Annotated in this window: 23 protein-coding genes; 16 read left to right on the top strand and 7 right to left on the bottom strand. The window is 41.0% G+C overall.

The genetic code is table 11. The features are described 5' to 3' along the window. The first annotated feature begins 38 nt into the window (after positions 1 to 38). From MTP09_RS04970 to MTP09_RS14540, 9 genes are all read left to right on the top strand, one after another. Positions 39 to 5,951, top strand: coding sequence for an alpha-2-macroglobulin family protein (locus tag MTP09_RS04970; protein ID WP_243550921.1), 5,913 nt, complete (start codon positions 39 to 41; stop codon positions 5,949 to 5,951). Between the two features lie 78 nt (positions 5,952 to 6,029). Next, positions 6,030 to 6,416: a DoxX family protein gene (locus tag MTP09_RS04975; protein ID WP_243550922.1), complete on the top strand. Its 387-nt coding sequence runs from the start codon at positions 6,030 to 6,032 to the stop codon at positions 6,414 to 6,416. A gap of 76 nt (positions 6,417 to 6,492) precedes the next feature. Continuing rightward, a complete protein-coding gene (locus tag MTP09_RS04980) occupies positions 6,493 to 7,062 on the top strand; it encodes a hypothetical protein (protein WP_243550923.1) in 570 nt (189 codons plus the stop codon). A 67-nt stretch (positions 7,063 to 7,129) separates the two neighbouring features. Continuing rightward, positions 7,130 to 7,585: a DUF1569 domain-containing protein gene (locus MTP09_RS04985; protein ID WP_243550924.1), complete on the top strand. Its 456-nt coding sequence runs from the start codon at positions 7,130 to 7,132 to the stop codon at positions 7,583 to 7,585. A 155-nt stretch (positions 7,586 to 7,740) separates the two neighbouring features. Continuing rightward, on the top strand, positions 7,741 to 8,211 hold the full coding sequence (locus MTP09_RS04990) for a hypothetical protein (protein ID WP_243550925.1): 471 nt from the start codon (positions 7,741 to 7,743) through the stop codon (positions 8,209 to 8,211). Between the two features lies 1 nt (position 8,212). After that, positions 8,213 to 8,620, top strand: coding sequence for a hypothetical protein (locus MTP09_RS04995; RefSeq protein ID WP_243550926.1), 408 nt, complete (start codon positions 8,213 to 8,215; stop codon positions 8,618 to 8,620). Positions 8,621 to 8,937: 317 nt separating this feature from the next. Continuing rightward, positions 8,938 to 9,384: a VOC family protein gene (locus MTP09_RS05000; protein ID WP_243550927.1), complete on the top strand. Its 447-nt coding sequence runs from the start codon at positions 8,938 to 8,940 to the stop codon at positions 9,382 to 9,384. 161 nt (positions 9,385 to 9,545) lie between these two features. Beyond that, positions 9,546 to 9,962 (top strand): DUF1801 domain-containing protein, encoded by a 417-nt coding sequence (locus MTP09_RS05005; protein WP_243550928.1) that lies wholly within the window; start codon positions 9,546 to 9,548, stop codon positions 9,960 to 9,962. A 166-nt stretch (positions 9,963 to 10,128) separates the two neighbouring features. Beyond that, complete coding sequence (locus tag MTP09_RS14540; RefSeq protein WP_396022246.1) at positions 10,129 to 10,302, top strand: T9SS type A sorting domain-containing protein; 174 nt, start codon at positions 10,129 to 10,131, stop codon at positions 10,300 to 10,302. 62 nt (positions 10,303 to 10,364) lie between these two features. Here the strand turns inward: MTP09_RS14540 and MTP09_RS05010 are convergent, their stop codons facing one another. The 5 genes from MTP09_RS05010 to MTP09_RS05030 form a co-directional block, all read right to left on the bottom strand. Continuing rightward, on the bottom strand, positions 10,365 to 10,733 hold the full coding sequence (locus MTP09_RS05010) for a winged helix-turn-helix transcriptional regulator (protein ID WP_243550929.1): 369 nt from the start codon (positions 10,731 to 10,733) through the stop codon (positions 10,365 to 10,367). A 104-nt stretch (positions 10,734 to 10,837) separates the two neighbouring features. Continuing rightward, positions 10,838 to 12,055 (bottom strand): acetyl-CoA C-acyltransferase, encoded by a 1,218-nt coding sequence (locus tag MTP09_RS05015; RefSeq protein ID WP_243550930.1) that lies wholly within the window; start codon positions 12,053 to 12,055, stop codon positions 10,838 to 10,840. A 15-nt stretch (positions 12,056 to 12,070) separates the two neighbouring features. Further along, the gene (locus MTP09_RS05020) at positions 12,071 to 12,601 is read right to left on the bottom strand and encodes an FUSC family protein (protein WP_243550931.1); all 531 of its coding nucleotides are present in this window, start codon (positions 12,599 to 12,601) and stop codon (positions 12,071 to 12,073) included. Between the two features lie 284 nt (positions 12,602 to 12,885). Beyond that, positions 12,886 to 13,902, bottom strand: coding sequence for an alpha/beta fold hydrolase (locus MTP09_RS05025; RefSeq protein ID WP_243550932.1), 1,017 nt, complete (start codon positions 13,900 to 13,902; stop codon positions 12,886 to 12,888). A gap of 191 nt (positions 13,903 to 14,093) precedes the next feature. After that, on the bottom strand, positions 14,094 to 15,209 hold the full coding sequence (locus tag MTP09_RS05030) for an MBL fold metallo-hydrolase (RefSeq protein WP_243550933.1): 1,116 nt from the start codon (positions 15,207 to 15,209) through the stop codon (positions 14,094 to 14,096). A gap of 183 nt (positions 15,210 to 15,392) precedes the next feature. On the opposite strand from MTP09_RS05030, the gene MTP09_RS05035 reads away from it, so the two are divergent. Both MTP09_RS05035 and MTP09_RS05040 read left to right on the top strand, forming a co-directional pair. Further along, positions 15,393 to 15,818, top strand: a complete 426-nt coding sequence (locus MTP09_RS05035; protein WP_243550934.1) for an SRPBCC family protein — start codon at positions 15,393 to 15,395, stop codon at positions 15,816 to 15,818. 84 nt (positions 15,819 to 15,902) lie between these two features. Next, a complete protein-coding gene (locus MTP09_RS05040; RefSeq protein WP_243550935.1) occupies positions 15,903 to 16,361 on the top strand; it encodes an SRPBCC family protein in 459 nt (152 codons plus the stop codon). A 205-nt stretch (positions 16,362 to 16,566) separates the two neighbouring features. Here MTP09_RS05040 and tatC read toward each other — a convergent pair whose 3' ends face one another. Continuing rightward, entirely contained in the window at positions 16,567 to 17,391 is an 825-nt protein-coding gene (gene tatC, locus MTP09_RS05045) for a twin-arginine translocase subunit TatC (RefSeq protein ID WP_243550936.1), read from the bottom strand. Between the two features lie 291 nt (positions 17,392 to 17,682). Beyond that, entirely contained in the window at positions 17,683 to 18,642 is a 960-nt protein-coding gene (locus MTP09_RS05050) for a KpsF/GutQ family sugar-phosphate isomerase (protein WP_243550937.1), read from the bottom strand. A gap of 141 nt (positions 18,643 to 18,783) precedes the next feature. Here MTP09_RS05050 and recQ point away from each other — a divergent pair, with 141 nt between their 5' ends. The 5 genes from recQ (at position 18,784) to MTP09_RS05075 (ending at position 25,583) form a co-directional block, all read left to right on the top strand. After that, positions 18,784 to 20,988, top strand: a complete 2,205-nt coding sequence (gene recQ / locus MTP09_RS05055; RefSeq protein WP_243550938.1) for a DNA helicase RecQ — start codon at positions 18,784 to 18,786, stop codon at positions 20,986 to 20,988. Positions 20,989 to 21,051: 63 nt separating this feature from the next. After that, the gene (locus tag MTP09_RS05060) at positions 21,052 to 21,300 is read left to right on the top strand and encodes a hypothetical protein (protein WP_243550939.1); all 249 of its coding nucleotides are present in this window, start codon (positions 21,052 to 21,054) and stop codon (positions 21,298 to 21,300) included. After that, positions 21,288 to 21,557, top strand: coding sequence for a hypothetical protein (locus MTP09_RS05065; RefSeq protein ID WP_243550940.1), 270 nt, complete (start codon positions 21,288 to 21,290; stop codon positions 21,555 to 21,557). The genes MTP09_RS05060 and MTP09_RS05065 overlap by 13 nt, the downstream gene beginning before the upstream one ends. Positions 21,558 to 21,716: 159 nt before the next feature. Next, on the top strand, positions 21,717 to 22,799 hold the full coding sequence (locus MTP09_RS05070) for a glycosyltransferase (protein WP_243550941.1): 1,083 nt from the start codon (positions 21,717 to 21,719) through the stop codon (positions 22,797 to 22,799). Positions 22,800 to 23,030: 231 nt separating this feature from the next. Next, on the top strand, positions 23,031 to 25,583 hold the full coding sequence (locus MTP09_RS05075) for an adenosylcobalamin-dependent ribonucleoside-diphosphate reductase (protein WP_243550942.1): 2,553 nt from the start codon (positions 23,031 to 23,033) through the stop codon (positions 25,581 to 25,583). The last annotated feature ends 274 nt before the right edge of the window (positions 25,584 to 25,857 follow it).

Consider the following 25,857-nt stretch of genomic DNA (forward strand, 5'->3'; position numbering starts at 1 on the left):
CATCTGTTTTTGGTGCCTCCATCTTCAAAAAAAGCTTTATGAAAAAATTTACGCAACTTTTCGTGGTTTTTCTTTTCCTGGTTTCTTTCACCCCAATTTTCGGGCAAAAATATTATGACGACCAGTGGAAGAAAATCGAAAATAATTACAAGCAGGGTTTGTACAAATCCAACCTCCCCATTATTTTAGAAATCCAAAAAACCGCTATGAAAGAAAGCAACGCCGTGCAGCTAATCAAGTCGCTGAAAGCGGAATTCAGTATCGTGAACCAAACCGTGGATGATCCCCAAAACGACGCTTCAACGCAGTTTTTCAAAAAATTATCCGAACTCGATCAATCGCTGAAAGGGGAGGATAAATGGATTTACCAGGTGCTTTTGGGAGAGTTTTTTCACGATTACTACCGACAGAATCAATGGAGGATCAACCAAAGAACCTATATCGACAATCAGGATTTTACAAAGATCGAGACCTGGAGCAAACTCGACTTCAAAAATTATCTGACCAAGCATTTTGCAGATTTGGAAAGCAATAAAGCGGAACTGCAAAAGATTTCGATGGACCGCTACAAAGCAATTTTTCACAGAACGGAAGATTTGGAATATTTCCCGACACTTTACGAATGGAATGCAGTGAAAGAGATTGATTTCCTGAGCAATGAAGAACTTTTCACACCCAACGAACTGAAGGTGAACCATCCGAAAATCAATTCGGTTTATGATGAGGTCATTGCCAAAAATAGTGGAAATTCAAAGTTGTATTTTCAACATCAAAAACTCGATTACAACTGTACTGCAACGAAATGTAAAGACCGACTTGCACAACTGCAGAATCTTTACAATTCCGCTCCGGAAAGTGATTACAAGGTAATGTTGATAGCGGATATCATTGATGAACTCACACAAAAACAAAAATATACGGAAGCTTTGACTTGGGTAAATACCGCAAAAAATCAGTACTCGAAATCCAAGTTTCTGAATAATATTCTGAACCGTGAAAATGCGATCGTCAATCCGTCGCTCACGATTTATTTCGAAACCCACACCCAACCTAATTTGCCGATCCATTTGGTGGCAGATGCGAAAAACGTTAACCAGTTTTCGCTGAATATTTATGAGGTGAAAAGCGACATCACCAATTTTCTGAGGTACGTGTCCAATTCCTACGACAAAAATTTCTTCGCTGCAGTGAAAAAAACTTTGGTGAGAAAGGAAAGTTTTGATCTTCAGGATTTAAAGGATTTTAAAAACCATAAAACTTCCCTCGAAATCAAGCCGCTCCCATCGGGAATTTATATGGCGGAATATGTCGTGGAAAACGCGATTCAGGAACATTTTTATTTCATCGCGACCAATTCCAGGGTGATTTACAACAAGAAAAATGAGCGGAAAATCTCCGAGAACCAACTGAAATTAGTCAACCGCGAAAACGGGAATTCCATTCCAAGCGAAGGATTGAAACTTTATGAATATTCAAGAGGAACCGCGGTAAATAATTTTTCTCTGAATACCGACGGTTCGGCAATTTTTCAGCTTCCTGAGTCCAGAGACAAAAACTATTACCGTTTCTACCTCGTGCAGCAACCGAAAACCAATGATTTCAATCTGATCCAGGTTTACGGAAACCAGTATTATGACGAGGATTACGTAAACCGATCTCGAAGTTCGGCACAGATTTTTTTAGACCGGGCGATTTACCGACCCGGACAAACCGTCTATTTCAAAGTCATCAACACGCAGCTTTTAAACAAAAAGGAAAGCGTTGCTGCAGGAATTTCGCAGAAGATTTCGCTTCACGACGCGAATGGCGAGGAAATTTCCTCACAGAATTTTACCACCAACGAATTCGGCTCCTACAACGGGACATTTACACTTCCGACAGGAAAACTCAACGGACAGTTTTCTCTGCAAATCCACGGAAACAGGGTGGATTCCTACAAAGATTTCAGGGTTGAAGAATATAAAAGACCGAAATTCGAAGTGAATTTTGAGCCCATCAAAAATGAGTACAAATATGGCGAAACCATCGAACTGAAAGGAAAGGCGACGACTTTTTCGGGAATTCCGCTGAGCAATGCATCGGTCAATTATGAAATCAAAAAACGCAATATCCGATGGATGTATTTTTGGTGGTTTCCGCGCGGAGACGATAATGAAAACTCGATTCTTGGCGAAGTGAAAACCAATGAAAAAGGTGAATTTACCATCAAAGTCGATTTGAAAAAAGATGAAACCTTGGAGGGAATCCAGATCGACAATTACGAAATCAACGCATCGGTGACCGACATCAACGGTGAAACGCAGTCTGCCGTGAAAAATGTGAAGGTTGCGTCGGTTTCGCATTACATCACAACTGATGATATTAAAGATACCTTTACCGATGAGCCAATAAAAGTGCAGGTCGAAACCAAGAATTACAACGACCAAAATCTGCAAAAAAGTTACACTGCAAAGCTTTCAAAACTCAAGCAACCGGATCGGGTTTTGCGCGATAATTTCAAATCCCAGATTCAGGATTTGCCAAAGTTTTCGAAATCTGGATTCATACAAAAGTTCCCGCACGATCTGTATGACAAGAACGATCTGCCCGAAAACTGGAAAGTGGAGAAAGTGGTTTTCGACCGTGTTGAAAATCAAACAAATTCAAACGATGTCAAACAACCTCAAACTTTAGAATTAGGCAAGTTGGATGCAGGAACCTACAAGTTGGAACTCTTCAATATCGAAGGAAAAGACACCATTAAAACAGAAAAAATTTTTGATGTCTTCGACAGAAAATCATTGGCGGTTTCCCAAAAACCTTTCTTAAAAGTCGTTCAGCCAAAACTGGAATTCAAAAGGGAAGAGAAAGCGAAAATTTATGTGTATTCCGCAATTCCAAATTCGATGGTTACGGTGTATGTTCAAAATGGAAACGGCGAAACTGTGACCGAACAGAAAACCTTGAAAAATGGAGTTTTGGAGTATGAGGTTTCGTTCCCGAAAGATGAAAGCATCGATCAGGTGAATGTTCAGTTCCAGTTGGTCGCGTTCAACGATGTGCAGACGGAAACTGTCAATTTGAAAATCGCTTCCGACAAAAAGCCGTTACGCATCGAAACGGTCACCTTCCGCGATAAGCTTTTACCGAACGAAAAAGAAAAATGGACAGTGAAGATTTTGGGCGACCAAAACGAAAAAATCAATGCCGAAGTTTTGGCGAATATGTACGACAAGTCTTTGGACAATTTTGCCGCGAATAGCTATTACTGGCAAAAGCTTTACCAGAAATTATTTATTCTGAATAATTATTCAATCCGCGAAAACCTTGCGCAGGAATATTACAGCAAACGCTCAAGATATCTAAATCAGAAGGGAATCAGTTTCCCTGAATTCAATTGGTTTGATGGTGGAATTGCATCTTCGGGATTGGCAAGAATTACGCCGCAAGTAGAAACTGCGGGTGGAATCAGAAACCAAAGCGGAATTAAAGATGCAAATTATTCTGCACCACCAGCACCGATGCGCACGATGGCAAAAGCGGAAGTGGCGATGGATGCAGGGATTGACAGTGCGGTTTCAGCAAAAGTCGCAGGAGTTGAAATTGCACCAAAAGAAAACTTGGAAAAAATCCCAGTCCGTCAAAACCTGAATGAAACCGCCTTTTTCTATCCGAATCTGATGACGGACAAAGACGGAAATGTGAATTTTGAATTTACTTCGCCCGAAGCGTTGACGCAGTGGAAAATGATGTTTTTGGCACACACCAAAGATGCAAGAAGCGCCTATCTGGAAAAAGAGGTCGTAACGCAGAAGGAATTTTCAGTAAATCCGAATTATCCGAGATTTTTGAGCGAAGGTGACGAGATTAATCTTCAGACAAAACTCTCAAGTCTCGTGGCGAAGTCTTTGAACGGCTACGCCAATTTACAGATTTTGGATGCCTTTACAAACGAAGATATTACAGAAAAATTTGGAATCAGCCAACTAACGCAAACTGCAGGCTATAACATCACCAATCCTTTTTCATTAAATGAGAATGGAAATACAGTAGTGAACTGGAAACTTCGTGTTCCGAACGATGTTTCTTCTATTATTTTAAAAATCGTGGCGAAAGCAGGCGAATTTTCCGACGGCGAACAGAAAGCAATCGCCGTTTTGCCTAACCGAATGTTGGTAACCGACGCGGTTCCGATTTTTGTGAAAGAAGGTCAAACCAAGACTTTCGTGCTTGAAAATTTAGCCAAAAATACTTCGAAAACGGCAACCAATTTTGCCAATACGCTGGAACTCACAACCAACCCGATTTGGGAAATTATGTTTGCTTTGCCGAGTTTGAAAAACGACACCAACAATTCTGCAGATGTGGTTTTCAACAAATGGTTTGCCGATGTTCTGGCTTCCGAAATCTTCAAAGCCAACCCGAAAATGAAAACCGTTTTCGACGAGTATCAAAGCAAAGGTTTGCTGACTTCCAACCTCGAAAAAAATCAGGAACTGAAACAGCTGCTTTTAGAGGAAACTCCGTGGGTTTTGCAAAGCAAAAATGAAACGGAACAGATGGAAAAACTGGCGCGGATTTTCGATGCCAACACCATGCGGAACTCCATTAATAATGATTGGAGCGATCTGGTAAAACTTCAGAATCCCGATGGTGGATTTTCGTGGTATCAAGGTTATCCGAGTTCGTATTACACCTCGCTCTACATCCTGAAAAATCTCGGAAGAATTAACGAATGGCTGAAAGGAAACGTGGCAGATTACCAAAGTTCCGACCAGAAAAAAATGGTCGCAAAACTGGTGAATTATGTCGATACAGAAGTGCATAAATACTGGGAAATCGACAAGGAAAGAGTTTGGAACAACCACGTTCTGGATTATCTTGACACCCGTCATTATTGGGAAAACCAGTATCCGCTGAAAGGAAAGGGTGCAACGCTGAAAAATTTAGTCATCAAAAAAGCACCATCTGCGAAAATTACCGACTTCACCTTCTTCGGACTGCACCGTGCCGCGAAACTGTTCGATGACTACAAACTCACGAATCTGTCGAACAAACTCATGGTTTATCTAAAGGAAACCTCGACCCAGAGCGAAACACAGGGAATTTACTGGAAACAGAACCTGAACGATTGGGGATGGTATTCGTCTAAAACCGTGAATCACTCCGGAGCTTTGGAAGCATTCCAGAAACTGAAACCGAATGATCAGAACTTCATCGAAGAAATGAAAATCTGGCTCGTTACCCAAAAAGAAGTCAACAGTTGGGGCAGTTCGCGCGGAACAGCGGAAGTAATCTACACGATTCTGAATTCAGGAAAATCCTGGACTTCCAACGACAGCGACCAAGCCACGATTGTTTGGGGCGGAAAAACCCTCGAAAACTTCGACAAGAAAGCGACGGGATATGTAAAAACTTCCGTGAAACCTGAAAATGTCGACAAAAATCTGGGAACGGTCACCGTAACAAAACCTGGTCCCGGAATTGTACAGGGTGGACTTTTCTGGCAGTATTATGAGGATTTGGATAAGATCAAATCAACAGAAACCTACATTTCCATCACCAAGGAACTGTATCGAAAAGTGAAAACCGCAAACGGAGAGGAGCTGCAAAAAATCACTCCACAAACTCCGCTGAAAGTCGGCGACAAAGTGACCGTGAGAATGATTCTGAACACCGACCGAAATATGGAATTCATCCACATCAAAGACATGAGAGCGGCAGGTTTTGAGCCACTGAAAGCTTTGTCTGGTTACGAATGGAAAAACGGTTTGGGTTATTACCAAAGCACCAAAGATGCTTCGACCAACTTCTACATCCAGTACATGCCGAAAGGAAAATATGTGTTCGAGTACGACTACATCTGCAACGCATCGGGTACGTTCAGCAACGGAATCACTACGCTGCAAAACTATTACGCACCACAGATGAACGCGCATACGCAGGGAACGAGGGTGACGATCGCTGAATAAAAAAATGTTTGAACATAAAATGAAATCCACTTCACTAATGAGGTGGATTTTTTTAATATATTTAACAAAAATACTCCCATGAATACAAAATTTGCTTTTTTCATTCTGAAACTTCCCATGGCAATGAGCATGTTGGGACATGGCCTGGTTCGGTTGCCAAAGCTTAATTCCTTTGCTGAAGGAATGGCTGAACAGTTCAAGGATTCAATGCTTCCCGATTTTCTGGTGCTGCCTTTCGGTTATTTGCTTCAGCTGGTCGAGTTGGTCATCGGAATTCTTTTGCTGACCAATTGGCAAACCAAAAACACGATTTACGCAGGTTTGCTTACGATGGCATTGCTGATTTTCGGAAGTTCGATGATTGAGAATTGGGGAGCGATTACCGCACAGTTGGTTCATGCGATTTACTTCGCAGTTATGTTTTATTTTTTGACAAAAAATGAATTAGCAACTCATCCAGCGTGAAAATTCCTATTTCATTAAAATCAAATAAACTTTAAAGGATTGCTTCCATAACCAAATGTCTTTCAAAAATATTCTTATGAAGAAATTTCTCGTATTGTCCATGATGATTCTGTCGGCAGTTGGCTTCTCTCAAAAACTCACCGAAAGTCAGAAATTCTGGATCAACCTCGAAAAACATTGCGGCAAATCGTATGAGGGAACTGTGACCCAAGGTGGAAAAGAAGGTGACGGTTTTACAGGAAAGAAGCTGGTCATGCAGGTTTTGTCTTGCGAACCGAACCGCATCAGGATTCCGTTTTATGTCGGAGATGATAAATGCAGAACCTGGGTTTTATTTAAAAATGAAGAACAGATTTTGCGTTTGAAACACGATCATCGCCACGAAGACGGAACCGAAGATAAAGTCACCCAATACGGCGGCGAAAATTCCAACCACGGTTTTGAAAACCTGCAGATGTTTCCCGCCGATAAAGAAACGGCACAGAGAATTTCTTACGCCTCAACCAATTTATGGTGGATTACTTTAGATGAAAAGACTTTTACCTATAACCTTCGAAGGATCGGGAGCGACAGACTTTTTACAGCAACATTCGACCTCACAAAACCTGTAGAATTTAACGAAAAACCTTGGGGTTGGAAAGAATAGGGAAGTATTAAATTACTTTAAAAACTCAACCAAAAAAACACTATTTTTGTTATATAAAAAACTTGCTATGGAAAATGTTTTCGATGCAAAAACCGCTCAGAACTACATCGACAGAATCAACAAACTCACTCCCGAAACCCAGCGAAAGTGGGGGAAAATGTCCGCAGATCAGGTTTTAGCCCACCTCAATGTAGCGTACTCCTTTATCTTCGAACCTGAAAAAATGAAGAAGCCGAGCTTTATCGCCAAATTCCTGTTGTCGCGTTTTGTGAAACCAAAAATCGTGAACGACAAACCTTATAAGCAAAATCTACCGACAAGTCCGGTTTTCATAATCGGTGACCAAAGAAATTTTGAGGAAGAAAAGAAAAAACTGATCGGAAACATTCAGCGTGTGCAACAACTTGGGAAAGAAGCTTTCGATGGGAAGGAGAATTTGAGTTTCGGAGTGATGACTTCCCGGGAATGGAACAATATGCTCGCAAAACATCTCAACCACCACCTCGATCAGTTCGGCGTGTAGAAATTCCCCTCCTTTGGAGGGGTGGCAAAAATTTTTAGAAAAATTTTTGACGGGGTGGTTTAATAGTATCAGACAAAATCAAAAAAAAATCCACCGTCATTGCGAGCGCAGTGAAGCAATCTGATGATCTGATTCCTAAATCAAATAAAACCAAGATGAAAAATATCCTTTTCCTGTTCCTTTTCCTTTCCAGTTTCGCATTCTCACAAATGCCGAATATCGAAAAAGTGTGGCTCAACAACTCGAATCCCTACATCGGAACGATCGGCAATCAGAAGCAGGAGCTGAAAATGAAAATCAATATTTCTGAGCAGGACAGAAAGAATGACCAGGAATATTTTGTCGCGGGTTACACGCTTGTTGACCGAACTTATTCCAAATTCGAGGGCAAAATCATCATTACAAAATACAAGAACGGCAGGAAAAGAAACGTCGTTTTCGGCGAATACGATTTCGCGGAAGAACCGACTGGAAAACATTCAGGAACACTGAAAGGGAAATTCATCTACACTTTCAACTGGAATCGTAAAACCGAACAAATCGACAGTCAGTTCATCGAGTTCATCGGCGCCTGGACGAGTTACGACGGTACTTTGAACTACAGAACTAATATCAAAAACCAGTAGAATGTTAAGAAAAATTTTAGCGACTTTGGCGGGTCTCGTTGCCGCAAGTTTTGCAGTTGGATTGGTTCAGCAATTGGGGCATTATCTTTATCCGCTTCCCGCAGGAACAGATCCCAACGATCCCGAAGCGATCAAAAACTATGTGCAGACCGCTCCGTTTATGGCCATCTTTTTCGTCATCATCTCTTACGCAGCGGGAGCTTTGACGGCGGGCTTTGTCTCAACTTTAGTGGCAAATGACCGCAAGAAAACATACGCTGCAATCTTAGGAATCGTCTTTCTCATCACGTCCATTTACATGATGATCACCATTCCGTCGCCGATTTGGTTCTGGATTCTAGGAATCGCCGTTTGGGGACTGGTTTTCGTGGGATGGAAAATGGCGGTCTCACTTAAAAAGTCAAATTAAACAAGAAACAAGTTAAAAGATAGAAGGCAAAAGAAACAAGAAAAAAGGCAAAAGAAAAAAGAGAAAAGAAAAAAGAGAAAAGAGAAAAGAGAAGAAGCAAGACCAAAATGTTTTCCAAATTGAAACTTAAAACTCCCATCCCGAGAATGCTAGATGAAACCTGAAACTTGAAACTTGAAATGCGAAGCTTTCACGAACTCAAATAAAAAAATAGATAAAATTGTGAGTAAACTCGAAACCAACTTCAAACCAACTTCAAACCTCAAACAATCTCAAACAACCTCAAACAATCTCAAACAATTTCAAACTTTTCTCCTATGGCACAAGTAAATGCTTACCTCACTTTCAACGGCAACTGCGAAGAGGCGTTCAACTTCTACAAATCCGTTTTCGGCGGCGAATTCCCGTTTATCGGCAGATTCGGCGATATGCCTCCTTCCGAACATGGCAAACAGATTTCCGAAGAAGACAAAAACAAAATCATGCACGTAACGCTCCCGATTTCCCAGGAAACCGTATTGATGGGTTCCGACACCGGCGGCGAATGGGCATCCAATTTCAATGTGGGAAACAACATTTCGCTTTCCATCAACACCGACTCCAAAGAAGAGGCAGATCGCCTGTTCAACGGACTTTCCGAAGGTGGCAAAGTGACGATGCCGCTTGCTGAAACATTTTGGGGTGCCTACTTCGGAATGTGGACCGACAAATTCGGCATCAACTGGATGGTGAATTACGACGATCCCGCGAAAATGCAGCACTGATTTTTTAGGAGCACGACGGTTCAGGTATTCTTAGGAATCTCGGTCCCGCTTTTTTTGCGGCGGCGAAGCCACCGCAAAAAGGATTTCCGTTTCAATCGGGGCTAAAAGCACATTTCACGATTTCTTTCAAAGCCCACAATTCTTCAGACTTCCCAAAAACTATGTCAGAAAACAAAACCAAACCCACCGAAATCAGCGTCGAGGAATTCATCAGAAATTCTGATCCAAACAAGGTCGAGGATTCTTTCGAACTCGTGATGATCATGGAGAAGCTTTCAGGCGAGAAAGCCACGATGTGGGGCCCTTCGATAATCGGTTTCGGGAACTACCACTACAAATATGAAAGTGGGAGAGAAGGCGAGATGTGCAGGATTGGTTTCTCGCCACGCAAATCTGCATTTTCCCTTTACGTGCTTCATTGCGACGATTCCGAAAACGAGCTGATTTCCCAACTCGGCAAAATCAAAATGGCAAAAGGTTCATGCATCTACTTCAAAAAACTCGCTGATCTGAACACCGAAGTTCTTGAACAACTCATTGTTCAGTCGCTGAAAAAAACTAAGGAACTTTACGGGTAATTTTTTTATGACACAAAGAATCCGAAGAAGCCACAGAGAACACAAAGATTACTTATTTTCAAGAACGCTTCGCTCGTATAGGTTTGCGCAAGGATTTTCTTTGCCAAGCAACGCACCTTTGTGAACGAAAACTTTGTGATCTTCGTGCTAATTCTTAGTGTACTTTGTGAAACGAAAAAGGTTCTCCCAACTGTATAACAGTGAAGGAAGACTGATTTCTTCTGGTAGCTTGAATTCTGGAAACAGCAGAATCAATGCTTCTCATTTGAAGAACGGAATGTATATTTTGCAACTTAAAAACGCGCAGGGAAATAGCGTGAAGAGTAAGTTGTTGAAGTAAACTTCTAAAGTATGACAAACAAAAATGACTGGAGCTAAAGCTTCAGTCATTTTTTATTGATTTTAATTAATCTTCACGGTTGCCATCAACTTCTGCAAATCCTCCATTTCGTTTTCTTCGTAGAGGTATTTCATCGACCAGTTGATAAAATCTTGAACTACCGGGAGCAATTCGAGCCCTTTTTCAGTAATGTTGTAGTGGAAAACCAGTTTGTTTCTACTGCTTCTGGTTTTGGTGAGCATCCCTTCGGAAGTTAATTTTTCCAGTCGGTCAGATAGGGTGTTGGTCGCGATTTTTTCCTTCATTTGGGAGAGTTCTTTAAAAGTTGTTTTCCCGAACGCCGAAATATCGCGCAAAATTAATAGTGTCCACTTGTCACCCAAAATATCGAGACTTCTCGCTAAAGGGCAATTTGAACGGAATGTTATCATGTTATTGTTTTTACTCTTTAATCGCAAGTAATTAATTGATGAACAAATGTATAACAATAAAATAACAAATCTGTCATTTTATTTTGACGAAGTATGTTAAGTTTTTATTTGGATACATTTTCAAGGATTACAGCATATCCCTGTCCAACGCCGATACACATGGTGCAAAGCGCATATTTCTTACCGGTTTTCTGAAGTTCCAAAGCGCCAGAATACGTAATTCTCGTTCCACTCATTCCAAGTGGATGACCTAATGCGATGGCGCCACCGTTTACATTTACTCTCGGATCATCATTAGCAATTCCCAATTCTTTCAGACAGGCGATGGACTGTGCCGCAAATGCTTCGTTCAGTTCAATAATTTCAATATCTTCGAGGGTTAAATTCGCTCTTTTCAATGCTAATTTTGTGGCTTCCACAGGTCCGATTCCCATAATTCTCGGTTCGGTTCCGGTAACTGCAGAAGTTACGATTTTTGCTAAAGGTTTCAGGTTATAATTTTTCACAGCTTCGTCGGAAGCGATGATTACAGCAGCAGCACCGTCATTCAATCCCGATGCATTTCCCGCGGTTACCGTGCCGTTTTCTTTTACGAAAGCAGCGCGCAGTTTTCCCAAAACTTCCATTGAAGTATTCGGTTTGATGAATTCATCCTGATTTACAACAATTGGTTCACCTTTTCTTTGTGGAATAACAATGTCTGAAATCTCCTCTGCCAATCTTCCGCTTTCCTGTGCTTTTTTAGCTTTCATCTGAGAATTCAGAGCAAATTCGTCCTGTTCTTCCCTTGAGATTTTATAAATTTCAGCCAAGTTTTCGGCAGTTTTTCCCATCGCTTCAGTACCGTACATTCTTTCCATTTCAGGATTGATGAAACGCCATCCAAAACTTGAATCATACATTTTCTGTGTGGTATCAAAACCGTTTTCCGCTTTTGAGATGGCGTAAGGTCCACGTGTCATTCCTTCAACACCGCCTGCAATAAACAAATCACCTTCATTCGATTTAATTGCTCTTGATGCCTGTGCAATCGCGCTCATTCCCGAAGCACAAAGTCTGTTCACTGTTTCTCCCGGAACAGTTACGGGAAGTCCGGCAAGCAAAAGTGCCATTCTCGCAACATTTCGGTTGTCTTCACCGGCTTGGTTTGCGCATCCAATGATAACATCATCGATTTTATCTAAAGGTAAATCCGGATTTTTTTCTACAAGACTTTTAATTACAGATGCAATTAAATCATCCGTTCTCACAGCGGCAAGACTTCCTTTGAAATTGCCGATTGCAGAACGTGTTCCGTCGATAATGTATGCGTTTTTGCTCATAACTTATTATTGATTTTATTTCAAATTCTTTAGTTTATATTCGGCTTTCAGCCAATTTTTGTGCACGAAGCGTATCATGTAACCCGTTGTCACTACAACGATCAGTCCGATTAAACAGCCAATCAGTACAAAAGAAAATCTTTCGATTGAGGCAAGATAACCTTCGTCCGGTTTTTCAATAAGAATGATAATCACTGCGACAATGGCACTTCGTGATACACCAAGTAGTTTTATTGCGTTGCATATTATTGCGGTTACCGTAATTGCGATGATCGCTTTTATAAATAAGCTGAATGGCAAAAAAACTACGACGAAACCCGACAATGCTCCAATCAGATTGGCTTTTACACGTTCGGTAGTCAGTCTCGGAGAATCTTTTCCTTCCGGCGAAATCACCAACATTATAGAAAGCAATGCCCAAAAGAAATCATACTGCGGAAACTGTTTCATCAGAAAAAAACCGATGGAAAATCCGATAAGGCATCTTACAACAAAAATGACAATTGGTGAAAAAATAAAACTCCGGAAATCTCTTGCTGCATCCATAATCTGCTGTTAGCAATTCCCAAAAATAGTGATTTTATGCAAGTTTATCTTCAAATTTCGCCGAAGTTTTTTCTCTCACTTCTTCCAAAGTCGCTCCCGGAAGCAGTTCTGTGAGGGTCAGCTTTCCGTCGATAAATCTGAAAACTGCCAAATCGGTAATATTTAAGATAAACAAAGGCGTATCTAAGATACTCAGCGATAATATTTATGATATATAAATCTGAAAAAATCCGTGTTATCTGTGCGAGAAAGAAATCTGCGTAATCCACGAAATCAGCGGGAGATTATTCCTTTACAAATTCCAAAAGAGGCTGTATAAATCGGTCAAAGACTTCGATGTGCGGTGAATGCCCGACATCGTCCAGTTCCACCAGTTTTGAACCTTTGATTTTCTTTTGGGTTTCTTTTCCGAGATTTTGGTATTGTCCCATCAGTGGTTGAAGTTCTTTTGGAGCAAAAGCTTTGCCAATAGCGGTTCTGTCGCGGGTTCCGATGATGAGAAGGGTAGGAGCAGTGATTTTTTCGAAATCATAAACGACTGGTTGCGTGTAAACCATATCGGAAGTCAACGCTGCATTCCAGGCGGTGATTGGGAAGTCTTTATGCACCGTCCAACCTGCGAGAAGATTCAGCCATTTGTCGTATTCGGTTTTCCATTTTCCGTCGTAATAGAATTGGAGTTGGTAGTTTTTGTAGGATTCGTAAGTGTTTTTCAGTTCAGAAGCGTATTGTTTCTCGATGTTCTGATAAGGTGAAAAACGTTTGTAGTCTTCGAGTCCGATTGGATTTTCGAGGATTAACTTTTCTACATTTTCGGGATACATTACTGCCATTCTTGAAGCGAGCATTCCACCCATGGAATGACCGAGAACCATGAATTTATCAATTTTCAAATCATCCATGATTGATTTTGTGTTTTCTGCCAACTGATGAAAACTGAACTGATATTGTTTCGGTTTTGATGATTTTCCGAAACCAATCTGATCGGGCATTACAACACGGAAACCTTCCTTGTTCAATGCTTTGGCAACAGATTCAAAATAATATCCGTTGAAGTTTTTTCCGTGAAGAAGTAGAATGGTTTTTCCGTTCCAGTTTGCAGGTTTTGCATCCATATAAACCATTTTCAGTTCCTGTCCCTGGTTTTTTACAATTTTTGTGGTGGTTGGAAACGGATATTTAACCGTGGAAAGCTCAGCATCAAGCGGAGTGAGTTTGGATAAATCTGCGGTGTTTTGTGCTTTGCAGGAAAACAGAAAAGCAAATGGTATTAATAAAGAAAGAAGGTTTGGGAATTTCATAATTTGGATTTTTTCAAAAATACGAAAAAATGAGTTTGTTTTGCTTTGAAGCTTTCAGCACTCTGCAATCGGCTGATGGTTTCTATTCATCCCACAGCTTCACAATGAGCTATTGCTTTTTCGCTTTCTGCGCTTCACTTTTCTGAACCACTGAACCGCTGAACTACTGAACCACTGAACTACTCGTCCACTCAATCGTAAGCTTCCCACCATTTTTCATAAACCTTCTCATCATCCTTCCAATCCACATTTTCACCGATTTTTGGAGTGATGATTCTTAAGTTTTCGGTATTGAGTTCGGTGATTTTCTGTAAGGGTTCGTTCCACGGGTGTACTGCCAATGCAAATTTGCTGTTGTGAACCGGAATCATTCTTTTGGCATTAAGTTCCTTCATTGCCTTGATGTTTTCGCCGGGAAGGAAATGGATGTATCGCCAATCTTTATTGTACTGTCCGTTTTCGAGGATTGCAAGGTCGAAACTTCCGTACTTCTCACCAATTTTTTTGAAATGGTCGTCGTAGCCGCTGTCACCGCCGATATAAATTCGTTGGTTCGGCGATTCAAAAACAAAACTTGCCCAGATTGCCTGGTTTCTTTTAAAGGTTCTCCCTGAAAAATGTCGGGCAGGTTCTGCATTGATTTTGAATCCGTTTCCTAAATCTGAACTTTCAAACCAATCGAGTTCGATCATATTTTTGGGATTATACCCCCATAATTCGAGATGTTCACCGGTTCCTAATCCTGTGATGATTTTTTTGGTTTTTGGGAAAAGTTTCAAGACCGTGTTGTAATCCAAATGGTCCCAATGATCGTGGGTAATGATCAAATAATCCAATTCGGGAATATCTTCCGCGGTGTATAAGTCACTTCCCTTGAATGCTTTTGTGGTGAAGGAAAACGGCGAAGCATAACCGCTCAGAACGGGATCAACGAGGATTTTCTTGCCGTCAATCTGCATATAATAAGAAGAGTGGCCCATCCAAATAAAAGTATCCTGGTTGGGATCAAGATTTCTCAAATCGGTTTTTTCGAAATGGAAAGCGTGAACAGGAGCTTTCTTTTCAACTTTCCCGAAAAGGAATCTGAACATTATTTCGGGCATCGAAGTATCTTCAGCCAACTGCGGTGTGGGATTCAGGTTTTGGAAACTTCCGTTTCGCCAGTTGGGAGATTTCTTGATTCGTTCGAGCCTTTCGCCTGACGGTGTTTTGCCAAATTTTTTCTGTTTCATAATAAAGCAGGCCGTCATCGAAAATAATCCGGCCAAAATCAAAGTAAAGATGAGGGTTCTTCTAAGTAATTTCATTTTTTCTCTTGACGATGCAGGTGCAAAAATACTTTAAAAATCACCAATAAAATTTTTAGGTGAAAGTTGCCACAGAATATCGACAGTTGTTGATTTAAATCACATTTTGTTAATAATCGCTCTTTTTTACTTGTTTGATGATTAAATATTTTTTAATTTTAATCAACCTTAAAAATTACAGCTATGCACGATAATGTAGTCGTTAAACAGAGAGTTAACGCACCTGTAGAAAAAGTTTGGAATGCGCTTACCGACAAGGCGCAGATGAAAGAGTGGTATTTTGATATCCCGGATTTTGAACTTGGTTTACATAACGAGTTCAATTTTTATGAACCGGGGGACGCAAAGAAATTCCATCACCACGGAGAAATTCTTGAAATTATTCCGCAATCGAAGCTGAAACATTCCTGGTCATATCCTGAATACTCAAAAGATAAAACCCTCGTGAAATGGGAACTGGAACCGGATGGAGAAGGCACAATGGTAACGCTCACCCATAAAGGACTTGAGAATTTCGACCACCTCGGACTGGATTTTGCGACCAGCAATTTCGAAGACGGATGGAAGGAGATCGTCGGTAAAGCGCTGAAGGATTATGTAGAAAATTAAATCTGTAGAAATATTTTGTTAGGGAGCGTGTTATGAAGCACGCTCTATTTTTGTACTTTTAACAGGAAGAAATTATAACGAATTATGGAAAATCAAAATTTTGCAGAAGCAGGAATGCTCATCAGGAAACCGGTTTCAGAGGTATTCGAGGCGTTTGTGAATCCTGAAGTGACGACTAATTTCTGGTTCACCAAGAGTTCTGGAAAACTTGAGGAAGGCGAGGAAATCACGTGGACTTGGGAAATGTATGGACTGGATGTTCCCGTAAGAGTTTCCGACGTGGTGAATAACGAAAAAATCGAAATCGAATGGGGAAATTACGACGATATGACGAGAGTTGTTTTCACCTTAAAAAAAATATCAGAGAACGAAACTTTTGTGAATGTGGTGAACGACCTTTTCAAAGGAAATACCGACGATATGAAGAAACAAATCCGAGATTCGACGGGTGGTTTCAATCTGGTGATGGCAGGTTGCAAAGCGTGGCTCGAACACGGAATCAACCTGAATCTGATTAAAGATCGGTTTCCGATGGGGAAGTGATTCATGAGTGATGAGTGATGGATTTTTCTCTTCAAAGAAGAAATGAAAGATGTTTTTAGCCCCGGTTGTAGCGGAAATCCTTTTTGTTTTTTTTGAACGCACCTCTTGCACGTTCTTACAATGAGGATAAAAAAAACAAAAAAGATTGCAGCGGAAAACGGGTAGGGTCGTCGAGAATTGATCCCACCTTCAAGCTCCTAAAAAATTATGCGGTTTTTGCAGGTAGCTGGTTTCTTTTTTCCAGTTTTTTGTAGGTGTACGAACTCATTACGATGCTGAATTCATAGAGCAAGAGCAGCGGAAATGCCGCCATCAACATACTCAGAACATCGGCTGGAGTTACGATTGCCGCCACAACCATAATCAGTACGATCGCGTGGCGACGGTAAGTTTTCATGAAAACCGGTGTGAGAATTCCGATAGAAGTGAGGAAATAAACGATGACCGGAAAAAGGAAAATTACGCCCATTCCCAAAACAACCTGCAGGAAAAGTGTCGTGTAATCGCTTAAATCGTAGAGCGGAACGATGATGTCGGAGATTTTGAAGATGACCCCGAAGTTGATCGCGAACGGTAAGATCAGGAAATACCCGCACAAAATCCCCGTGAGAAAAAGGATCCACACGAAATTGATCATGAAGACCGAATTTTTTCTTTCGTTGGGATGAAGAGCCGGACTGATAAACCGCCACAGTTCCCAGATAATGTAGGGAAACGCCAATACGATCCCGCCGAAAATGGAGACCGCCATCATGACGTTGAACTGCTGGTAAAGTTTTTGAACTCGGACTGGAAAATCGTCGGGAAGCGTGATGCTGTCGTGTCCCAAAACCATATTCGAGAAATGGTTGACAATCTTAAAGGTCGGGAAATCATTCCTGGTCGGACCGAAAAAAACATGGTCCATGATCCAGTTGATGTTGAACCCGACAATCAGCGCACCGATCACAATCGCAATGATAGAGCGGATCAGATGTCCACGCAATTCACCGATGTGTCCCCAAAATGACATTTCCTTGCCGTCGCTCATTGGATTTTTGAAGTTTGAAGTTTAAGGTTTGAGGTTGCGAAATTACGGAAAAAAGAAATTTATTTGAGGTTTGAAGTTTGAAGTTGGTTTCAGGTTTACTCACAATTTTATTTATTTTTTTATTTGAGATCGTGAATGCTTCGCATTTCAGGTTTCAGGTTTCAAGTTCGTATTTCGTATTTCGTACTTCGTCTTTCGTATTTTTCCTTTTATCTTTTTCCTTTTATCTTTTTCCTTTTATCTTTTTCCTTTTATCTTTTTCCTTTTATCTTTTTCCTTTTATCTTTTGTCTTAGTTAATGCCTTCATCCAAAAGTCGGTGGATGTCGATGATTCCGAAATATTTTCCGTTTTCCGTTACAATGAGCTGACCGACATTTTTTTCTTTTAAAATTGCCATCGCATCTTTTGCTAATGAATTTTTGTCGATGCTTTTTGGGTTTTTGCTCATAATGTCTTTTGCGGAAATTTTCGACAGGTCGGCTTCGCTCATCAACATTCGTCGCAAATCGCCGTCGGTAATCACTCCCGTAATCGCTTCGCTATCGGTGACCACGGTTATTCCGTGTGTGGATCCGCTCACAGAAATAATGATGTCGCGGATTCCGGCATTTTCAGAAACCTGCGGTTTTTGTGAGGAAAGGAACTGTTCCACTTTTGCGGTGAGGTTTTTGCCCAGACTTCCGCCGGGATGAAACTTGGCAAAATCTTTTTCCTTAAATCCGTTGATTTCCATCAGGCAAACCGCCAAAGCATCACCGAGCGCCATTTGAACGGTGGTTGAACTTGTTGGTGCAAGTTTAATGGGGCACGCTTCTTTTTCGACATGGGTGTTTAAAACAACATCGGAAAATTCGGCAAGTTTTGAATTTAGATTTCCGGTCATACCGATCAACGCGGCAGAATAATCTTTTAAGAAAGGAACAAGGTTCACGATTTCCGGCGAATTACCCGAATTGGAAATGCAGAGCACTACATCCGTTTTTTGGATGACGCCCAAGTCGCCGTGAATCGCTTCCGATGCGTGCAGAAACTGTGCGGGAGTTCCGGTGGAGTTCAGCGTTGCGACAATCTTGTTTCCCACGTGAGCCGATTTCCCGATTCCCACGATGATGAGTTTTCCCTTTGCAGAATTGATGAGTTCCACTGCTTTCAGAAAACTTTCGTCGAGCCGGTTTTTCAGATTTTCAAGTTCGTTGATCTCTATGGAAATGGAATCTTTCGCGATTTGCAGAATTTCAGAATGGTTCATTGGTTAACGCTTTAACCCAAATTAAGGAGAACAGGAATAACTTTTAACATTTTTTTAATTAAGCGCAAAGTCCTGATTCTTTCAAATCTGATTTTTATTTTTTAACTTTGGGTAATATGCAAATTTAGCAAACAAATTCAGATGAATACAAAAATCGCCGGATTAGCGAAAGAATTGAAGAAATTATTCGGCTTCTCAACCTTTAAAGGACAGCAGGAGGAAATTATCCAGACGCTTTTGGATGGCAATGATGTTTTCGTCCTAATGCCAACCGGTGGCGGAAAATCGCTTTGCTACCAACTTCCGGCATTAATTTCAGAGGGTACTGCAATTGTGGTTTCCCCACTGATCGCGTTGATGAAAAACCAGGTCGATGCGGTGAACGGACTTTCTTCCACGGAAGGAATAGCACACGTTCTGAATTCCTCATTAAACAAAACCCAGACTAAACAGGTTTTCGACGATATCAAGGCGGGAACAACCAAACTTCTATATGTTGCTCCGGAATCTTTAATTAAAGAAGAGTACCTCGATTTTCTGAAGGAGGTTAAAATTTCCTTCGTAGCCATCGATGAGGCGCACTGTATCTCGGAATGGGGTCACGATTTCCGCCCCGAATACAGAAACCTGAAACTTATTATCGACAAAATTGCTGATGTTCCCGTAATTGCCTTAACTGCGACTGCAACGCCGAAAGTTCAGGACGATATCCAGAAAACTTTGGGAATGGCGAATGCGGTGGTGTTTAAGGAAAGCTTTAACCGACCGAACCTTTTTTATGAAGTTCGCCCGAAGATCAATGTCGATAAGGAAATTGTAAAATTTATCAACAGGAATAAAGGGAAGTCGGGAATTGTCTATTGCCTGAGTCGAAGAAAAGTGGAAGAATTTGCACAGCTTCTTCAGGTGAACGGAATCAATGCGCTTCCTTACCACGCAGGTTTGGACCAGAAAACCAGGGTTGCGAACCAGGATAAATTTTTGATGGAGGAATGTGACGTGATCGTTGCAACGATCGCTTTCGGAATGGGAATCGACAAACCCGACGTGAGATTTGTGATCCATTACGACATCCCGAAATCCCTCGAAAGTTATTACCAGGAAACAGGAAGAGCCGGAAGAGACGGCGGTGAAGGTCATTGCCTCGCTTTCTATGATCCGAAAGACATTGAAAAATTAGAAAAATTCCTTGCCCAAAAACCGGTTTCGGAAAGAGAGATCGGACTTCAGCTTTTGAATGAAGTCGTGGGTTACGCCGAAACATCGATGAGCAGAAGGCAGTACATCCTCTATTATTTTGGGGAACAGTTTGATCCCGAAAAAGGACTGGGTGCAAAAATGTGCGATAATTCTGTGGATCCGCCAAAATTGAAGGATGTTTCGAAAGAGCTGAAATTGGTTCTGACTTTGGTTAAAGACCTTGAAGAGAAATTCAAAACCAAAGATTTGATTTCGGTGATTGTGGGAAAAGAAAATCCTGTGACGAAATCATATAAGTTAGAATCCACGAAACATTTTGGTATCGGGAAAAAGGAGACCGAGAATTTCTGGAAATCGATTATCAGACAGGCAACGGTTCAAAATTTCTTAGCGAAAGATATTGAAACCTACGGCGTCCTTAAAATTACCGAAAAAGGTCAAAACGTGATCGACGGAAAAGATAAAAACTCTTTCCTGATCGCGGAAGACAGGGAATACGATTTGCAGCAGCAGAAAGCTGATTCCGAGAAAATCCAGGTGCAGCAAACGGGAGGTTTAGACGAGAAGCTTTTCAACCAGCTCAAAGATTTAAGGAAGAGCGTCGCCAAAAAACACGGGATTCCGCCGTACACGGTTTTTATGGATCCGAGTTTGGAGGATATGACGGTGCAATATCCGATCACCATTGAAGAGATTGGAAAAATCTACGGTGTCGGTGAAGGCAAGGCAAAAAGATATGGGAAAGAATTTGCTGACTTCATCAAGAAATATGTGGAAGAAAACGATATTGAAAGAACCCAGGATATGGTGTTGAAAGGTGTTGCCAACAAATCCAGCCACAAGGTTTTCATTATCCAGAGTACCGACAAAAAAATCGATCTTGAAGATATCGCCAAAGCCAAAAACCTTTCAATGGACGAGCTTCTGCAAGAAATGGAGCGAATCGTTTACCAAGGAACCAAACTCAATATCGATTACTATATCGACGAAAATTTTGATGAGGATATTGTGGAGGAATTCATGGAGTTCATGGGCGAAAGCGAGAGCGACAGTATGAAAGTCCTTCTTGCGGAATTCGGCGACGATTTGACTGATGAGGAAGTAAGGATGTTGAGGATCAAGTTTATTTCTGATGTAGCGAATTAATTTGATAATTTGGAAATTTGACAATTTGAAAATTAGAAAAACCTAAATAGCTCTTAGTAAAAAATGGATTTAAAGTATTTACAGAAAAAAGAGCATCTTATTGATTGGATTTCGAAATTGGAGGATGAGGAGATCATTGCCCAACTTTTGAAACTCAAAAAAGAGTTGGAAAGAAGTTTTGTTGTTTCTGAACCCGAAACGGAATACGCGGTGAAAGACGATTTCGAGGAAAGATGGGTGAAAGGTTTGACATCTGAAGAATCGCGTGCAAGAACAAAGAAATTCCTTGAAAGTCTGCCTTGGAAGAAATAATATATTCAGATGAATTTCATCAAGCTTTGGAAGACCTTATTGTCATCTTGTTTGATGAGGAATATTTCGGTTTTTTAAGTTCATCCGTTACTTATGTTTTTAAGATTTATGAATTTGTCGACCAAAGTTTGATGTTGCCAATTTCTAAGAAGTCGCCTTTTGCTTTCAGAAATATGGTAAGTTTTACATTAGGTACAAAGCCAACCACCGTACAACATGGTATATTTTCTTTGACAAAAGAGAAAACCGATTTCTAATAAACCACATTTTAAACAATCACGAAGAAGATTTCCAGAATTATTTTAAAGGGAAATACTTGAATTTTGGCGTTAATTGAATCCGATAATTTTGAATATTATTTTTTGACTTTTGTGGTTAAGATTTATTAGCGACTTTTGCAGCAGAGAAAATTTTCCGTGAGCAACTCCCAAAAAACACAAATCATCTTCATCCTTCCTGACCTTGAAACCGGAGGTGCAGAACGCATTGTGACGACCATTGCGAATCATCTTCCCCGAGAAAAATTCGAACCGAAAATTATGCTCCTCCGAAAAGAAGGTGGCTATCTCGAATTTCTGAAAGATGATGTAGAAGTGATCGACCTGAAAACGCAGCGGATCCGAAATTCACTTTTGCCCATTTTAAGAGAGATCAGAAAAAGGAAACCCGATATTGTTTTTAGCGGTTTCGGTGAGGTCAACGCGTATCTTTCGCTTTTCATCAAGCTTTTTCCAAAGACGAAGTTCATCGCGCGCGAAACCAATGTCGTGTCGAAACACGTTACCAGAAAGGAAATCCGTTTCTTTTACAAATTTTACAATAATTACGATAAGATCATTTGCCAGAGTGACGATATGAAGAATGACTTGCTTGAAAACTTCAGTATCGATGAAGAAAAGATGGTCAAAATCAACAATCCTGTCGATTTTGATTTTATTGAAAGCAAATTGCAAGAATCCATCAAACCTGAAAGTTTCAGAGAGGATTTCAAAAATGTAGTGGCAATTGGAAATCTCTCTGCGAGAAAGGGTTTCGACATTCTGCTGAAAGTTTTTGCCTATTTAAAGAAAGAAAAAATACTGCTCCATATTTTGGGTGACGGTCGTGACAGAGAATTTTTGCACCATATGAGAAATGAGTTGGGTTTAGAAAACGTCATCTTTCACGGACAGCAGAAAAATCCGTATCAATTTCTAAAATTTGCAGACCTGTTCATCCTTTCCTCTCGTTATGAAGGCTTTCCGAATGTGTTGTTGGAAGCCGGTGCGTGTGGAATTTTTTCTTTGGCCAATAATTGTCCGGGTGGAATCTCGGAAATCATTCATCCTAAAATAAACGGTGAAATTTCGGATATTGAGAACCATGCAGCTTTCGCGAAAAAAATTGTCGAGGTTCTATCCCAAAATCGTGATGCTTCCGTCATCAAAAATTCTATAAAGTCCAGATTTTCAAAGGAGATTATTCTTGGGAAATACGAGGATTTGTTTTTGAGTATTTAGTAAGGTATTCTTTTATGGTTTTCATTAATTTTCTTTGAATCCTATTTGCGTTACTTTAGTTTAGACTTCTTGTATGATCTCAATCATAGTATCGTTATACAAATTTGTAAACTTTTTAATGAGATGAAAATTTTAAAATACTATAAATCAATCTATTAAATACTAATATTTGTAAACTTTTTTTTATTCGAATATTCTTTTGTAGTTTTATTTCGTCAAAAAAATTAAATAATGGAGACAAAAACTGCTGGAAAAAAGAAAACTATTTTTACGTATGAAGATGCTTATCAGTCAACTTTGGATTACTTTGAAGGGGACGATTTGGCTGCAAAAGTTTGGGTGAGCAAATATGCACTGAAAGATTCCGACGGAAATATCTACGAAAAAACTCCCGACGATATGCACCGAAGAATCGCCTCGGAAGTGGCGAGAATCGAAGCAAAATATGAAAATCCACTTTCTGAAAAAGAGGTTTTCGACCTTATCAAAAATTTCAAATACATTATTCCGCAGGGAAGTCCGATGACGGGAATCGGAAATAATTTCCAGATCGCGTCGCTTTCCAACTGTTTCGTGATCGGAAGCGGAACCGACAGTGATTCCTACGGTTCCATTATGAAAATCGACGAAGAGCAAGTCCAGCTGATGAAAAGGAGAGGTGGAGTAGGTCACGATTTGTCTAATATACGACCAAAAGGTTCTGCCGTAAAAAACTCTGCGCTCACCTCTACAGGTTTGGTGCCCTTTATGGAAAGGTATTCCAATTCCACCCGCGAAGTTGCGCAGGATGGACGACGTGGCGCATTGATGCTTTCGGTTTCGATCAACCATCCCGATTCCCAGGATTTTGTGGATGCGAAAATGGAGCAGGGGAAAATTACGGGTGCAAATATTTCGGTGCGGATCGACGACGAGTTTATGAATGCCGTAGTGAAAAATCAGGATTACGTACAGAAGTATCCGATACACAGCAAAAATCCGAAATTCAAAAAAGAAATAAAAGCCAACGATCTCTGGAAAAAAATCATCCACAACGCCTGGAAATCCGCCGAACCTGGAGTTCTTTTCTGGGACACCATCATCCGTGAATCGCTTCCCGACTGTTATGCGGATCTCGGCTACGAAACGGTTTCCACAAATCCGTGTGGCGAAATTCCGCTTTGTCCGTACGATTCCTGTCGGCTTTTGGCGGTGAACCTTTTCTCGTATGTGGAAAATCCTTTTACCAAAAAAGCCAAGTTCAATTTCGATTTATTCAAAGAACATGTGGGTTACGCTCAAAGAATGATGGACGATATCATCGACCTCGAAATTGAAAAAATCGACGCGATCCTCGAGAAAATTGGGAAAGATCCCGAATCTGCAGAAATCAAGCAGACCGAGAAAAACCTCTGGATTAAAATCCGCAAAAAAACCATCGAAGGCAGAAGAACAGGAGTCGGAATTACAGCGGAAGGCGATATGCTCGCTGCTTTGGGAATCCGCTACGGAAGCAAGGAAGGGAATGAGTTCTCGACTTTGGTGCATAAAACTTTGGCACTCGCCGCGTACCGTTCGTCAGTTGAAATGGCGAAAGAAAGGGGAGCTTTCACAATTTACGACGCGAAAAGGGAAGCTAAAAATCCTTTTGTATTAAGAATTAAAGAAGCCGATCCTAAACTCTATAAAGACCTTCAGAAATTCGGAAGGAGAAATATTGCGTTGCTTACGATCGCACCGACTGGAAGTACATCTTTGATGTCTCAAACTACTTCCGGAATCGAGCCGGTTTTCCTGCCTGTTTACAAAAGAAGGAGAAAAGTGAATCCGAACGACAAAGATGTTCGCGTCGATTTCGTGGATGAAGTGGGCGATTCCTGGGAAGAGTACATCGTTTTCCACCACCGTTTTAAACAATGGATGGAAGCCAATGATTTAGATACCGACAAAAATTATTCTCAAGAAGAGATTAACAAGATTATTGAGATTTCACCGTATTATAAAGCGACTTCCAACGATGTCGATTGGCTCAGCAAAGTCGAAATGCAGGGCGCGATACAGAAATGGGTGGACCACTCGATTTCTGTGACCATTAATATTCCAAATGAAGCTTCGGAGGAATTGGTCAACCAGCTCTACATCAAAGCTTGGGAAGTGGGCTGCAAAGGAGTGACAGTTTACCGTGACGGTTCGCGTTCAGGCGTGTTAATTTCTTCAGAAGACAAAAAAGAAGAGCATCATGAAACACCCAAATCGGTTTTTCCAACAAAAAGACCACAGGTTTTGGAGGCGGATGTTGTTCGTTTTCAAAACAATAAAGACAAATGGATCGCTTTTGTCGGCTTGATCGACGGTCGTCCGTACGAAATCTTCACCGGTTTAGCCGATGATGAGGAAGGAATTCTGCTTCCGAGATGGGTAAACAATGGTCTGATTATAAAAAGCCGAGACGAGGACGGAAAATCCCGATACGACTTCCAGTTCAAGAATCTCCGGGGCTACAAAACTACGATTGAGGGACTTTCGCATAAATTCAACCCAGAATTCTGGAATTACGCGAAGCTCATTTCGGGAACACTTCGCCACGGAATGCCGCTGGAAAATGTGGTCGAGCTCATCAACAGAATGGAGCTGAACCTGGAATCGATCAACAACTGGAAAGCGGGAGTCGCGCGTGCTTTAAAGCGCTACATTCCCGACGGAACCAATGCGGCAGGAAAATGCTCCAACTGCGGATCGGATCAGGTGATGTATCAGGAAGGTTGCCTTACTTGCAAGAATTGCGGAAGCTCGAAGTGTGGGTAATTCCTGAGTCATTGCGAGCAGAACGAAGCAATCTCGTTTTTGCCAGTAGTAAAAAATTTAGGAGCCGGGAACCTGCTTTCCGCTTTTACTCCTCGCGCCAAAGCTTTTTCCAACGCTTGCTGTGGGGTAACCGCTTCAATCAGGGCTAGAATTCCGTGATAGAAACCAATGAGGATAAAAAAACACAATTCGTCCTTGCGAGGAATGGAGCGCAGCGGAATGACGAAGCAATCTCAATCAATAACTTTTCGGAATTCTCAATGGAATTCTTATC

Origin of the sequence: Chryseobacterium suipulveris, assembly GCF_022811685.1 — a bacterium.
Classification (GTDB): Bacteria; Bacteroidota; Bacteroidia; order Flavobacteriales; family Weeksellaceae; genus Kaistella; species Kaistella suipulveris.

Coding starts and splice junctions, on each gene's coding strand:
- MTP09_RS04970 (WP_243550921.1), top strand. CDS start 39: ATGAAAAAATTTACGCAACTTTTCGTGGTTTTTCTTTTCCTGGTTTCT.
- MTP09_RS04975 (WP_243550922.1), top strand. CDS start 6,030: ATGAATACAAAATTTGCTTTTTTCATTCTGAAACTTCCCATGGCAATG.
- MTP09_RS04980 (WP_243550923.1), top strand. CDS start 6,493: ATGAAGAAATTTCTCGTATTGTCCATGATGATTCTGTCGGCAGTTGGC.
- MTP09_RS04985 (WP_243550924.1), top strand. CDS start 7,130: ATGGAAAATGTTTTCGATGCAAAAACCGCTCAGAACTACATCGACAGA.
- MTP09_RS04990 (WP_243550925.1), top strand. CDS start 7,741: ATGAAAAATATCCTTTTCCTGTTCCTTTTCCTTTCCAGTTTCGCATTC.
- MTP09_RS04995 (WP_243550926.1), top strand. CDS start 8,213: ATGTTAAGAAAAATTTTAGCGACTTTGGCGGGTCTCGTTGCCGCAAGT.
- MTP09_RS05000 (WP_243550927.1), top strand. CDS start 8,938: ATGGCACAAGTAAATGCTTACCTCACTTTCAACGGCAACTGCGAAGAG.
- MTP09_RS05005 (WP_243550928.1), top strand. CDS start 9,546: ATGTCAGAAAACAAAACCAAACCCACCGAAATCAGCGTCGAGGAATTC.
- MTP09_RS05010 (WP_243550929.1), bottom strand. CDS start 10,733: ATGATAACATTCCGTTCAAATTGCCCTTTAGCGAGAAGTCTCGATATT.
- MTP09_RS05015 (WP_243550930.1), bottom strand. CDS start 12,055: ATGAGCAAAAACGCATACATTATCGACGGAACACGTTCTGCAATCGGC.
- MTP09_RS05020 (WP_243550931.1), bottom strand. CDS start 12,601: ATGGATGCAGCAAGAGATTTCCGGAGTTTTATTTTTTCACCAATTGTC.
- MTP09_RS05025 (WP_243550932.1), bottom strand. CDS start 13,902: ATGAAATTCCCAAACCTTCTTTCTTTATTAATACCATTTGCTTTTCTG.
- MTP09_RS05030 (WP_243550933.1), bottom strand. CDS start 15,209: ATGAAATTACTTAGAAGAACCCTCATCTTTACTTTGATTTTGGCCGGA.
- MTP09_RS05035 (WP_243550934.1), top strand. CDS start 15,393: ATGCACGATAATGTAGTCGTTAAACAGAGAGTTAACGCACCTGTAGAA.
- MTP09_RS05040 (WP_243550935.1), top strand. CDS start 15,903: ATGGAAAATCAAAATTTTGCAGAAGCAGGAATGCTCATCAGGAAACCG.
- tatC (WP_243550936.1), bottom strand. CDS start 17,391: ATGAGCGACGGCAAGGAAATGTCATTTTGGGGACACATCGGTGAATTG.
- MTP09_RS05050 (WP_243550937.1), bottom strand. CDS start 18,642: ATGAACCATTCTGAAATTCTGCAAATCGCGAAAGATTCCATTTCCATA.
- recQ (WP_243550938.1), top strand. CDS start 18,784: ATGAATACAAAAATCGCCGGATTAGCGAAAGAATTGAAGAAATTATTC.
- MTP09_RS05060 (WP_243550939.1), top strand. CDS start 21,052: ATGGATTTAAAGTATTTACAGAAAAAAGAGCATCTTATTGATTGGATT.
- MTP09_RS05075 (WP_243550942.1), top strand. CDS start 23,031: ATGGAGACAAAAACTGCTGGAAAAAAGAAAACTATTTTTACGTATGAA.